A 13,036-nucleotide genomic window follows, 5' to 3' on the forward strand; every position below is an offset into this window, starting at 1 on the left:
CCCCAGGGAACGGACATGGTCTAGCGCTCGCCCCAGCCCTTGCGGTACGCGGCCCAGTCCTTCTCCTGCGCCGCGAAGTCCACGTACAGCGCGACGCCGAACCGCTTGCGGTCGCGGTCCGTGCGGCCCAGGCCCAGCCGGGTGCCGCGGACCGCGGCCTCGACCGTTTCCGCGTTCTCGTGGTGGCCGAGGTCGTCCTCGTGGAAGAACGGCAGTCCCATGAGCAGATCGGTGTCCTCAGGGGTGACTTCGAGAGCCAGCGCCGTCTGCTGAGCGACATAGCCGCCGTACATGCCCTCCAGCGGCATCCACGTGTCGTACGACATCACGGCGATCTGATCGACGCGGCGCGCCACCTCGCCGAAGAAGGCCTGCGACCACCACTTCTCGCTGCCGCTCAGCACGCCGTTCACCTGGTGCAGGGCCGGCAGCGGGTCGATCTGGTGGGCGGCGACGGAGAGCGGCGCCCCGCGGGACGCGGTCAGAGCGCCGAGGTCGTCCAGCAGCGACAGATAGTTGCGGTCGTCGGAGTGCAGTGGCTCCAGGTCGAAGTGGACCCCGTCGAAGCCCGCGTCCAGGATCTGGCGGGTCGATCCCACCACCGCCGCGCGGGACCCGGCCTTCTCCAGGTTCAGCCCGTCCGGGCCCTCGGTCGCCAGTACGTCACCGAGCCAGGCCTGGACGCGGATGCCCGGCATCGTGCGGTGGACCGCGTCGATCAGCCATCGCGCCCGCGGATACCGGTCGGCGGGCAGGGTGCCGTCGTGCTCCAGCGGTCCCGCGTGGACGTAGAGGTCCCGGATGCCCGTGCCTCGTATCCGCTCGGCGAAGGCGGCCAGGTCGGCGTCCTTCTTACGGCCGTCCACCCAGGCGTGCCCGAGCCAGACGGCGTCCTGACCGCGCGTACGTGTCCCGTCCTCGATGTCGCCCGTGTAGTTGATGCGCAGCGCGACGGCGGCCGCCGTGGGCGGCACGATCAGGACGAGCACCAGCACGAGAGCGATCCGTTTGGGCCACCTGAGACGAGGGCTGCGCCACCGCCGTACGAACGTCCGGGCGCGGCCTCGCCACGCGCCCTCCCCCACCCCGTTGTCGTTCCCCATGCGTGGCAAGGGTAGGGCCTGATCGGCAGGAACGGCTCGGGGCGGTCCGGCAGCCCGTCCGGTCGCGGGCGCCCAACACCCGGCATAGCCTCCCAAATGTGACGCGTAGAGCCACCCGAGCCATTCTCGCCGTGCTGGTGGCGGCGTGGTGGCTGGTCGTGCCCGCCGCCTCCGGGGTCCGCGCAGACGAGCCCGTCGAACTGTCCCAGCAGGGGCAGATCACCGACCGAGTGGATGCGCTGGGCAACCGTGAACCGCAGGTCGTCGAGGCGCTGGACCGGCTCTACGACGACCAGCGGCTGCAGCTGTTCGTGGTCTACGTCCGCGACTTCTCCGGCCTCGACGCCCCGCAGTGGGCAGCCGAGACGGCGCAGAGGAACGGGCTCGGTCAGAACGACGTGCTGCTCACCGTCGCCACCGGGGCCCGTCAGTACTCCTACTGGGTCGCCGACGACTCCCGGCTCACCGATCAGCAGCTCGCCGACGTCGCCCAGGACGGCATCGAGCCGCCGCTGCGGCAGAGCGACTGGGCGGGCGCCGCGATCGGCGCCGCAGACGGCTACGACGCCGTGCTGGCGGGCCGGCCGGTACCGGAGGTCGATGTCACGCCCGGCGAGGAGGACCCGGTCGCGGACCAGGGCGCCGGCACGGGCGCGGGAGATCTGGTGCTGCCGATCGCGGTGGTCGGCGGCGCGGGTGCGCTCGCCGCCTACGCGTACGTCAAGCGCCGGCGCAGGACAGCGACCCGTACGACGCCGCAGGGCGGCCAGGAGGGATGGGGCGGGCCGCGCGCGACCCCGCTGCCGGAGCTCGACGCCGCGGCGCGGCAGACACTCGTGGACACCGACGACGCCGTGCGCACCAGCCAGGAGGAACTCGGCTTCGCCACTGCGCAGTTCGGGGAGGAGGCGGCGAAACCGTTCACCGAGGCCATGGCCCACGCGACCGACGAACTGACCGCCGCCTTCCGGCTGCGGCAGCAGCTCGACGACGCTTATCCGGAGGACGACGCGACCAGGCGCAGGATGCTCGACGAGATCGTGGCACGGTGCGCCGAGGCCAACCACCGGCTGGATGCGCAGGCCGAGGACTTCGACCGGCTGCGTGCGCTGGAACAGAACGCCCCGGAGGCACTCACGGCGGCGGATGCCGCGTTCGCCGACGTCGACGGACGCATGGTGAGCGCCGGGGCCACGCTCGGCGTGATGCGCGAACGGTACGCGGCGACCGCGTCCGCACCGGTTGCCGACGACGTGGAACAGGCCAAGGACCGGCTGGAGTTCGCGTCGACCAGCCTCGGCCGGGCCCGCAAGGCCGTCGAAGGCGGCGACAACGCCGCGGCCGCCGTGCACGTACGGGCCGCGGAGGGCGCCGTCGCCCAGGCGAGGAGGCTTGTCGACGCGGTCGACCGGCGGGCGCAGGAACTCGCGGAGGCGGCCGGGAAGCTCCCCGGTGCCCTCACCGAGACCGACGCCGATCTGGCGGAGGCACGTGGACTGCTCGAGGGCACGCAGGAGGGGGTGTCCACCGCCGGTCTGCAGGGCCGGGTGGCGCGGGCCGGGACGGTGTCGGCCGAGGTGCGGCGGGAGATCGAGGCCGGACCGTACGACCCCATCGACGCACTGCGCCGGGTGGAGGAGGCCGACTCCGCGCTCGACGAGGCGCTGGCGGGCGCGCGCGAGAACGAGCAGGGGACGCGTCGGACCCGTGCGCTGCTGGACAGGGCGATGCTCGGGGCGCGCTCCGCCGTGGGCGCGGCGGCCGACTACATCACGACGCATCGCGGTGCGGTCGGGAGCGAGGCGCGCACCCGGCTGGTGGAGGCACAGCGACGGCTGGAGCGGGCGCAGGAGCTGGCCGGGGAGGACGACGGCGGGCGGGCCGCGGGCGGCGGCGATCCGCAGGGCGCGCTGGCCGAGGCGCAGCAGGCGGACGCACTGGCGCAGCAGGCGCAGACGCTGGCCGAAAACGATGTGCGCGGATATGGGAACCCGTTCGGGCCGGGCGGTGTATCAGGAGTGGGAAGCGCGGGGGGTGGGCTCGGGGGCGCGGTGCTCGGCGGGATCATCCTCGGCGGACTGTTCGGCGGCGGGGGAAGGAGCGGGGGCCATGGGGGCTTCGGCGGCGGTCTTGGCGGGGGTTTCGGGGACGGCGGCTTCGGCGGCGGGCCCGGCAGTTTCGGCGGCGGTGGGACCCGTGGCCGGATGGGTGGCGGCCGTTTCTGACCCAGTTCCCCGTTTCGGCACGGTGTTCAAGGAGAGGTGCGATGACCAAGCAGACCATCCTCGGGCGGGTCGCCCAGCTGGCGAAGGCCAATGTCAACGCTCTGCTGGACCAGGCGGAGGATCCGCAGCTGATGCTCGACCAGCTGATCCGCGATTACACGAACAACATCAGCGAGGCGGAGCAGGCGGTTGCCGCCACCATCGGCAATCTGCGGCTGATGGAGCAGGACCACCAAGAGGACGAGGAAGCCGCGAAGCAATGGGGCGGCAAGGCGCTCGCGGCGAGCAGCAAGGCGGACGAGCTGCGCGGTGCGGGTCGGGCTGCCGATGCCGACAGGTTCGACAATCTGGCGAAGGTGGCGCTGGGCCGGCAGCTGCAGTCCGAGAACGAGGCGAGGACCGCGGAGCCCACGATCGCCTCCCAGACGGAGGTGGTGGACAAGCTCAAGTCCGGTCTGGAGCAGATGAAGTCGAAGCTGACCGAGCTTCAGTCGAAGCGGGACGAGCTGGTGGCGCGCGCCAAGTCGGCCGAGGCTCAGAACCGGATGATGGACGCCGTGAAGAGCATCGACGTGCTGGACCCGACGAGCGAGCTCGGCCGCTTCGAGGACAAGGTGCGGCGCGAGGAGGCCCGGGCGATGGGCAAGCAGGAGCTGGCCGCGTCGTCGCTGGACGCCCAATTCGAGCAGTTGGACAGCATGGGCGACAGCGCGGAGATCGAGGCGCGGCTGGCGGCGCTGAAGGCGGCATGACGTCCGGGCACGTTCGCCCGGGGCCGTGCACCACGGTGCCCCTGTCAGAACATGCTCAGCAGCTGCTCCACCGTGGGCTCCGCCGCTCCGTCCCCGTCGGGCAGGGCGAGTTCGAACCACACCGTCTTGCCCCGTGGCGTCCGGCGCGAGCCCCATGCCGCGCTGAGCAGGCCCACCAGCTGAAGGCCCCGGCCGCCTTCGTCCGTGTCGCGGGCCCGGCGTCTGCGCGGCTGGACCAGCCCGGCGTCCCACACCTCGCACACGAGGGTCCGGTCACGCAGCAGCCGGAGCCTGATCTCGCCCTCGCCGTAGCGCAGAGCATTGGTGACGAGTTCGCTGACGAGCAGTTCCACGGTGTCGACAAGCGCTTCGAGGTCCCAGGCGACGAGCTGGGTGCGGGCGAGCTCGCGGGCACGGCCGACAGACCGCGGCTCGCGCGGCAGGCTCCAGTCGCCCACCGCCTCGGCGGGCAGGCCCTGGATGCGGGCCATCAGAAGGGCGATGTCGTCCTCGCCGTGCCGGGTGTCGAGCGTGGTCAGCACGTGGTCACAGACGTCCTCCAGGGCGCGGCCGGGGTCGGTGAGTGCGGTGCGGAAGGCGTCGAGTCCTTCGTCGAGCGGATGGTCACGGGATTCGACGAGCCCGTCGGTGTACAGCGCGAGGAGGGATCCCTCGGGCAGTTCGACCTCGACCTCCTCGAAGGGTTCACCGCCGACCCCGAGCGGCATGCCGGGGGGCACGTCGAGCAGCAGGGCCTCCTCGCCGGGTTCGACGAGGACGGGTGGCAGGTGACCGGCGTTGGCGAAGGTGCAGCGGCGGGTCACCGGGTCGTAGACGGCATAGACACAGGTGGCGAGATAGACCTCGGAGAGGTCCGCCTCGCGGGACTTGTGGGAGATACGGGTCGGTGCCTGTGCACCGCCTCCGGAGCGCCTGAGCTGGGACGGATTACCCGGGCTGCCGAGACCCCGGGCGATCTCGTCGAGCGCGGAGAGCACTTCGGCGGGCTCCAGGTCCAGCAGGGCCAAGGTCCGTACGGCGGTGCGCAGTTCTCCCATGGCGACGGCGGCACGCAGCCCGCGTCCCATGACGTCGCCGACGACCAGCGCGGTGCGGTGCCCGGGGAGTTCGATGACGTCGAACCAGTCGCCGCCCACCTCGGTGGCGGTGGTGCCAGGCAGATAGCGGCAGGCGATGTCGAGGCCGGCGGCCTCGGGGTCGCCGGGGGGAAGCAGGCTGCGCTGGAGGATGAGCGCGCGCTCGTGCTCCCTGCGGTAGAGGCGGGCGTTGTCGATGCAGACGGCCGCGCGGGCGGCCAGTTCGACGGCGAGAGCGCGGTCCCGTTCCCCGAAGGGTTCGCTGCCCTTGGTCCGGGAGAACTGCGCGAGGCCGACGACGGTGTCGTGCGCCACCATCGGCACCGCGAGGGTGGACTGGACGAGACTGCCGTCCTCGCCGGGAATGGACTGCACACTCGCGGTCCGAAGTGCGCTCGCGCAGGGCGAGTTGAACGGGTAGCGGTGGACCTCACCGACGGCGGTGGGCGTCCCGTCCACGGGGCCGCAGTCGGGCGTGGTCATCAGCGGGGCGTCGGACACAGCGCTGGCGAAGGCGACCCGGCGCAGTTCGGCGCTGCCTCCCCCGAAGCTCTCCGCGTGCGCGGAGGCGAACTGTCCGGGCGGGGCCTCGTCACCGGTGAGCAGCCCCTGGTAGAGGTCGACGGAGGCGAGGTCGCAGAATCCGGGCACGGCGACGTCGAGCAGTTCGCGGGCGGTGGTCTCGAGATCGAGGGAGTTGCCGATGCGGGCGCTCGCCTCATTGAGGATGGCGAGATTGCGCCGGGCGCTCGCGGCCTCGCGAGCGGCGATGTGACGGCGTGTGACATCGGTACCGAGCCCGGCGACTCCCACGGGTCGACCGGATCCGCTGTGCACGCGATACAGGTTGATGGACCAGTGCCTGCGGTCGCTGGCGCCCGGTGCAGTGCCCACTATCTGGAGGTCGGTGACCGACTCCCCGGTCTCCAGCACGCGGCGCAGGGCTGCGCTCATCCGATCGGCCTCGGAGCGGGACAGATAGTCGTGGACGGTTCTTCCCCGGTGGTCCTCGGCAGCGCCGCCGAAGACGGTGGCGAAGCGTTGGTTGGCGCGCTGCACGGTGAGATCCGGACCGAAGAGCAGAAACCCGAAAGGAGATTGGCCGAATATTGCCTGCGAGGCGGCGAGGTCGCTCTCGATCCGGCGCAGGGCGCGGACGTCGACCACGATGCACAGTGCGGCCTGTTCGCCGCGCTCGGTCTCACTCGGCATCACATAGAGCTCGGCAAGACCGTGCGCGCGTGCGTTGCCCGGCACACGGAAAGGGACGAGGCCCGTCCACTCCTTGCCGTCCAGGACGTCGGCGACCCTGCGGTGGCCTCGGGACCGCAGCTCGGCGGGCATGAAGACCTCGACAGGGTCCTTGCCCCTGACCTGGTCGGCGGTGATGCCGAAGAGGTCCGCGGCCCGCCGGCTCCACTGGTCGACGAGCCCGTCGGGGCCGATCGAGAAGGACGCGACCTTGATGTAGTCATAGATCGAGCCAGGCGGGCTGCTCTGCCACATGACACCGCTCGCCGTCTCAGGTATCTCGCTCACGCGACCGTCCCCTCCAGCTCACCGCACCGGACCGGCCATGACCGCAGTATTCAGCACTACGGCCCCGGCAGGCACGGCGTTCACGATCACAGAGAGGTCTCGTTCGTTTTTGGCCGAGTCGTCCGTGATCGTTGTCCCTCCTGACTCCTAACCAGTCAGGGCCAGCTCGAACCACACGGTCTTGCCGGTCCTCCCCCGCCTCGTACCCCAGCGGCGGGCGGAACAGGCCACCAGTTGCAGGCCGCGCCCGCCCTCGTCGTCGGGACGAGCATCCCGCTCCAGGGGCGGTTCCGGAACCGGGTCGGAGACTTCGACCAGCAGGGTCGGATGGGCACCGTCGACGGCAGGACAGACCAGCCGGACTCCGATCGGGCCGGAGGTGTACCGCTGGGAATTGGTCACCAGCTCGCTGACCAGCAACACCGTCACATCACGGACCGCGGCGTCCAGACCCCAGGCACTGAGTGTGTCGCGGACCGCATGGCGAGCGGCGCGCACCGCGTCCGGCTGCGCCGGGAAGGACCACTCGGCGCATTCGCCTTCGGTGCCGATCACGCCGATCACTTCCCCAGATCACCAGCGGACCCGCGTCCCATTTCGGGGGGTTAATGGGCACATACCCCATTTCCCGTGCTCGTTATCGTGATTCGCGGACCAATGGGCGTACGGGCGACTGGACAGGCGTACGGCTCAGTCGCATGCGCCCTCATCCCGCTGCGCGAGCAGCCGGTGCCTGACCTCGGCCACGGCGGGCCGGTCCTGATCGAGCCAGTCGACGTCCTGCATCTCGTTGGGCGCGAGCCAGCGCAGCGCGTCGTGATCCTGAAGAGGCCGAGGCTCCCCGGATACCAGTCGGACCGTCCATACCCGCAGGACGTAACCGGGCTTCAGCGGCCATTCGCCAGGGATGCGCTCGACGGGCTCGGTCTCGACGCCCAGCTCCTCACGCAGCTCGCGCACCAGTGCCTCTTCGGGGCTCTCCCCCGGCTCGAGTTTCCCTCCGGGCAGCTCCCAGCGGCCGGCCAGCTCCTCGGGCGCGCTGCGCCGCGCGGCGAGCAGCCGCCCCCGGTCGTATACGGCCCCGGCCACCACCACGCGATCAGTCATGCGCCGGAGCGTACTGCGGGGCACGGCCCGGCTCGGGGACCGCCCGGTACGGCCCGAAGGCGGCGGCCGCCGCCGGAGCACACGCGGCCACAAGTCGGCCGCGCCGTACGGGAGTCGGTGGTCAGCGTGCCGCCTGCCCGATGCGCTCCACCCAATAGAGCTGTTTGTGCCCGCGACCGTCGAGCGTGTCCGCGATCTGCTGAGCCTCGTCCTCAGTGGCATACCGGCCGACGCGGTAGCGGTTGCCGTTGTCGTCCTGACGGATGACCTGCCACGAGAGCACGGCGCCACCGTCGTTCATCGTGCCCCTCCCTCGGTCGCCCCTGTCCTTGACCTTCTCCAGGAAACCGCACTACGCATATGCCCGAGCGTACGCCTGACCTTTACTGAGCGGATACGTGTTTTTACAAAGAGGCACGAAACAGGGGCGTATCCGGCTGGATACGCCCCCAGTGCGCCGCGCTCGATCCTGCGTCGCAGCTCAGCCGGCCGCCCGCGCTGTCGGCGCGGGCATCAGGGCCGGGCCGGAGGCCGGTTCCTTGCGGCAGATGTCGCCGCATTCGGTGTCCGGAGAGCTGCACAGTGAGGAGAACCGGTCGGAGCGGGCCGGGCAGTCCGCGATGTCGGGAAGTTCGGGGAGGTCAGGGAGGAGGGAGGTCAGGCAGTTCGTATGCCGCTGTGCATGGCATGCCGCGGCGACGGCGCGCCGCCCGGGCCTTACTGCGCACGGACAGCGGCTGACTCACCGTCACGGGCAGGGAATCCCGAGGTCACCGCACAGGGAGGTGGTACGCGACGCGGTAGCGGTCCGCCGGGACGACGACGTCCGCCGTCTCGACCGCCCGCCCCGAGGCGTAGTACGTCCGCTCGATCACCATCACCACATGGCCGGGCACTCCTCCGAGCGCCAGCAGTTCCTCCGCAAGGCCGGGGCGCGCGCCGACCTCCTCCGCCACGTTGTCCACGACGATGTCGATGGCGGCCATCCGCTCGACGACTCCGCAGCCACCGAGGGGCCCCTCCTCCGGGAGCATCACGGGGGTCCGGCCCGTGACCTCCAGGGGCTCCCACGAGGTGGCGATCATCATCGACTCACCCGCGTCCCGGTAGAGGTAGCGGGTGCGCATCACCCGGTCTCCGAGCTGAATGTCGAGCCGGGCGGCGATCTCCGGGGACGCGCCCTCCTGCTCGCTGCGCGACTCCCAGGTGCCCCGCGCCCCAGCCTCGGCCTGCTCCTGGCGGAACGGACTGGCACCCGACGGCGGCCGGAAGCCGGACCGGGCGACCCGGCGTGGGACGGGCCGCTCACGGACATAGGTCCCCGAGCCGGACCTGCCCTCCACGAGCCCCTCGGCCATGAGGACCTTGCGTGCCTCGAGGGCGACCGTGTCGGAGACGCCGTACTCCTCCCGGATACGGGCCTGCGAGGGCAACCGGGTGTGCGGCGGCAGCGAGCCGTTGACGATCTTTTCCCGCAGATCGCTCGCAACGCGCAGGTAGGCGGGCTGCTCACCGAATGTCACTGGCCACTCCCCAAGAGATTGACAGACTGCAACAGCCTCGCAACCGTGGGTTGTTGACCGCAAGTGTGGGCCATCGTTTCACTCGATGTGATGATTTGCCGGTGGGCGGGGGTTTACCGCCGGTACAACCGCTCCCGGTTCGCGGGCCCTTGACCTTAATGGTCCAGACCAATAACTTCCTGCGTGTACGCACGACTTCGCTCACCACATGCCCGGCACACGCACAGGAATGAGCCAGCCCCATGCGTCGAAGAAGCCTTTTCCGTACGGCCGTTGCCGTCAGCTCGCTCTCGCTCCTCGCCACCCTCTCCCCCGCGGCTGCCTCCGCCTCCGCCGACAGCGCGCCCCACCACGGCAGGCCGTCGTACAAGCGCATCGGCTACTTCACCCAATGGGGCGTCTACGGCCGGGACTTCCAGGTCAAGGACATGGACAAGAGCGGCCAGGCCGCGAAGCTCACGCACATCAACTACGCCTTCGGGAACGTCAGCGCCGAAGGCACGTGCTTCACCGGAAACGTGCCGGGCGAGGCCGACGCGTGGGCCGACTACGCCCGCCCGCTGGAGGCTGCCGACTCGGTCGACGGCGTCGCCGACACCGCGGAGCAGCCGCTCGCAGGGAACTTCAACCAACTGCGCGAGCTCAAGGCCAAGTATCCCGGCCTGAAGGTGATGATCTCGCTGGGCGGCTGGAGCTGGTCCACCCACTTCTCGGACGCCGTGCGCACCGCCGAGTCCCGCAAGGCCCTGGTCGCCTCCTGCATCGACCTCTACATCAAGGGGAATCTGCCCGTCGACGGCGCCCGCGGCGGCCAGGGGGCGGCGGCCGGCCTCTTCGACGGCGTCGACATCGACTGGGAGTGGCCGGGCTCCGCGGGCGACACGGACACGGTGTACCGCCCGGAGGACAAGCAGAACTTCACCGCGCTGGTGCACGAGTTCCGTACGCAGCTCGACTCCTACGCGAGGGCGCAGCACAAGGAGCGCGGCGGCAAGCGCAAGCACTACGAGCTGTCCGCTTTCGTACCCACGGCGCCGGCGAAGATCGACGCGGGCTTCGAGGTACGCAAGATCATGCGCGACTTCGACTTCGTGAACCTCCAGGGCTACGACTTCCATGTCTCCGGCGAGCCCACCACCGCCCAGCAGTCGGCGCTGCGGGCCCCGCGCGGCGACTTCAGCGTGGACCAGACCGTGCGCGACTGGCTGCGCCGCGGAGCGCCCGCACGCAAACTCGTCGTCGGCATGCCCTTCTACGGGCAGGGCTGGACCGGGGTGACCGGCGGCGGCAACGGCCTCGGCCGGCCGGCGACCGGACCCGCGCCCGCCACCTGGGCTGCCGGATACGAGGACTACAAGGCGCTCAAGAAGCTTGCCGACTCGGGAACGTTCACGGTCCACCGGGACCTCAGGAACGGGCACGCGTGGCTCTTCGACGGCACCACGCTGTGGACGTACGACGATCCGCAGGTGCTGCGCGCCAAGACCTCCTACATCCGCGGCATGGGGCTCGGCGGTGCGATGTTCTGGTCGCTGGACGGGGACACCTCGGACGGTGAGCTCATGGCCGCGGTCGACAAGGGGCTGAGCCGCCGCTGAACGTGCCGCGCCCTGCCCTGCGAACCGGCGCCGGCTCGGGCGCCGGTCCCTTCCATGGAGATCGGGCGGTCCGAGGGTGAACAAAAGGGGCGGCCGTGAACGGCCGCCCCTTTCGCCTGTGGACTCAGGAACTGTCAGAACTGGAGCGACCAGGCGTCGATCTTGCCCGTGTCGTAGTTCGCGTTGTCACCGACCCGCAGCTTCCAGGTGCCGTTGGAGACCTCGGACGTGGCGTTCACCGAGTAGGTGGTGATCACGTTGTCCGCGCTGCCGCCGGAGCCGTAGGCCTTGAGGTTGTAGACCGAACCGTCGGGGGCGACGAGATCGACACGCAGGTCACCGATGTAGGTGTGCTTGATGTCGACCGAGACGGTCAGACCGGCGGGCACGTTGCCGGCGACGCCGCTGACGGTGATCGGCGACTCGACCGTGGCGTTGTCGTTGATGGTGTAGTCGCCGGTGTTCTCGAACTTCGGGCCGGGCGGCTGGGTGCTGCCGCCGCCGACGTACAGCAGGCGGTTCGGCGAGCCGGTTCCCGGGTTGCCGACGACGCCCTGAGTGGCCGCTCCGGTCAGGGCGGAGGAGACCTGGGCCGGGGTGGCCGTCTTGTTGCCCGCGAGGTAGAGCGCGGCAGCGCCCGCGACGTGCGGGGTCGCCATCGAGGTGCCGGAGATCGTGTTCGTCGCCGAGTCGCTGGTGTTCCAGGTGGACTTGATCGACGAGCCCGGCGCGAAGATGTCGAGCGCGCTTCCGTAGTTGGAGAAGCTGGACCGCGCGTCGGAGCTGGTGGTGGAGCCGACGGTGATGGCCTCGGCGACCCGCGCGGGCGAGTAGTTGGAGGCGTTGGCACCGTCGTTGCCGGCGGCGACCGCGTAGGTGACGCCCGAGGCGATGGAGTTGCGCACGGCCGTGTCGAGGGCGGTGTCGATGCCGCCACCCAGGCTCATGTTGGCGACGGCCGGCTTGACGGCGTTCTGCGTCACCCAGTCGATGCCGGCGACGACCTGCTCGGTCGTGCCCGAACCCGCGTTGTCGAGCACGCGGACAGCCACGATCTTGGCCTTCTTGGCCACACCGTAGGAGGACCCTGCAACGGTGCCCGCGACATGCGTGCCGTGGCCGTGGCCGTCCTGTGCCGTGTTGTCGTTGTCGATCGCGTCGTAGCCGTTGGACGCACGGCCGCCGAAGTCGCTGTGGGAGATCCGCACACCGGTGTCGAGGATGTACGCCGTCACACCTTCGCCGGCGGGGTCGGGGTAGGTGTAGCTCTGGTTGAGCGGCAGCGCCTTCTGGTCGATCCGGTCGAGGCCCCAGGACGGCGGGCTCGGCTGCGTGCCGGAGATCTTGAAGACGCGGTTCTGCACGACGGACTCGACGGCCGGGTCCGCGGCGAACTTCTTGGCCTGCGCCTCTGTGAGCTGGACGGAGTAGCCGTTGAGTGCGGCGTTGTACGTGCGCTTGATCTTCGCGCCGTACTCCGCGGCAAGGGCCTTGCCCGCCTTCGAGCCCGCGTCCGCCTCGGATTCGTCGAGGGTGACGATGTAGCTGCCCTTGACGGCACCGGGTGCGCCCGCGTTCTGGATGACGCCTTCCGGCGCCGTCTCCACCGCGGTGGCCGGAAGGGCAGAGGCCGCGCCGAGCGAGAGCGCGGCGACGGCTATGGCGCTGGCCGCGGCGAGTCTTCGCCGCGAGTCACGCATCACAGTCATGTGAGGGGTCCTCCTCATAGGTGGTGCGTTGCTGTGGGGGTCATGACAGACGAGCGGCAGGAGCATGCCAACGATTCGGCATCAAAGCGTGGGCCCCCCTTGTCCGTCTGCCGAGCGAAAGATTGGCGGATCCATAGGAATCGCACAAGAGGCCGGGAGGCTACGCAATACGAGCGCCACACAGCCGACATACCGACGATTCATGACCCGCTTGTCGCCGCCCCCGCCGCAAACGCTGTTGACCGCTCGATTCTGCCACCTGGGGCGTCGCGACCAGCCGGACCCCCGGCCCGGGACGTCCGGCATCGGCGCCCGGTGACACCGCAGGCGCGCAGCACGGGAATTCACGTTGCGCAACGAAGCGGCTCCGTCGAACCCCGGGG

General features: G+C 70.5%; 10 protein-coding genes. 3 read left to right on the top strand and 7 right to left on the bottom strand.

Annotated elements, in window-relative coordinates:
* Window positions 1–20: 20 nt before the first annotated feature.
* Window positions 21–1,103 carry a hypothetical protein gene (locus AC067Z_RS30010; protein WP_478792781.1) on the bottom strand — a complete coding sequence of 361 codons (1,083 nt, stop codon included), beginning with the start codon at window positions 1,101–1,103 and terminating at the stop codon, window positions 21–23.
* Window positions 1,104–1,201: 98 nt separating this feature from the next.
* Here AC067Z_RS30010 and AC067Z_RS30015 point away from each other — a divergent pair, with 98 nt between their 5' ends.
* Window positions 1,202–3,328, top strand: a complete 2,127-nt coding sequence (locus AC067Z_RS30015; protein ID WP_478792782.1) for a TPM domain-containing protein — start codon at window positions 1,202–1,204, stop codon at window positions 3,326–3,328.
* 41 nt (window positions 3,329–3,369) lie between these two features.
* On the top strand, window positions 3,370–4,080 hold the full coding sequence (locus tag AC067Z_RS30020) for a PspA/IM30 family protein (protein WP_478792783.1): 711 nt from the start codon (window positions 3,370–3,372) through the stop codon (window positions 4,078–4,080).
* A gap of 44 nt (window positions 4,081–4,124) precedes the next feature.
* On the opposite strand, the gene AC067Z_RS30025 is transcribed toward AC067Z_RS30020, so the two are convergent.
* The 5 genes from AC067Z_RS30025 to AC067Z_RS30045 form a co-directional block, all read right to left on the bottom strand.
* Window positions 4,125–6,716 carry a SpoIIE family protein phosphatase gene (locus AC067Z_RS30025; protein WP_478792784.1) on the bottom strand — a complete coding sequence of 864 codons (2,592 nt, stop codon included), beginning with the start codon at window positions 6,714–6,716 and terminating at the stop codon, window positions 4,125–4,127.
* Window positions 6,717–6,863: 147 nt separating this feature from the next.
* Window positions 6,864–7,280, bottom strand: coding sequence for an ATP-binding protein (locus tag AC067Z_RS30030; protein ID WP_478792785.1), 417 nt, complete (start codon window positions 7,278–7,280; stop codon window positions 6,864–6,866).
* A 126-nt stretch (window positions 7,281–7,406) separates the two neighbouring features.
* A complete protein-coding gene (locus AC067Z_RS30035) occupies window positions 7,407–7,823 on the bottom strand; it encodes a (deoxy)nucleoside triphosphate pyrophosphohydrolase (protein WP_478792786.1) in 417 nt (138 codons plus the stop codon).
* A gap of 121 nt (window positions 7,824–7,944) precedes the next feature.
* Complete coding sequence (locus AC067Z_RS30040) at window positions 7,945–8,124, bottom strand: SPOR domain-containing protein (protein ID WP_478792787.1); 180 nt, start codon at window positions 8,122–8,124, stop codon at window positions 7,945–7,947.
* Between the two features lie 469 nt (window positions 8,125–8,593).
* A complete protein-coding gene (locus tag AC067Z_RS30045; protein ID WP_478792788.1) occupies window positions 8,594–9,346 on the bottom strand; it encodes a GntR family transcriptional regulator in 753 nt (250 codons plus the stop codon).
* Between the two features lie 242 nt (window positions 9,347–9,588).
* Between AC067Z_RS30045 and AC067Z_RS30050 the strand changes: the two genes are divergently transcribed.
* Window positions 9,589–10,944: a glycoside hydrolase family 18 protein gene (locus AC067Z_RS30050; protein ID WP_478792789.1), complete on the top strand. Its 1,356-nt coding sequence runs from the start codon at window positions 9,589–9,591 to the stop codon at window positions 10,942–10,944.
* Between the two features lie 134 nt (window positions 10,945–11,078).
* Here AC067Z_RS30050 and AC067Z_RS30055 read toward each other — a convergent pair whose 3' ends face one another.
* A complete protein-coding gene (locus AC067Z_RS30055; RefSeq protein WP_478792790.1) occupies window positions 11,079–12,653 on the bottom strand; it encodes a S8 family peptidase in 1,575 nt (524 codons plus the stop codon).
* Window positions 12,654–13,036: the final 383 nt, after the last annotated feature.

It is taken from the genome of Streptomyces sp. NPDC043812 (assembly GCF_056436245.1).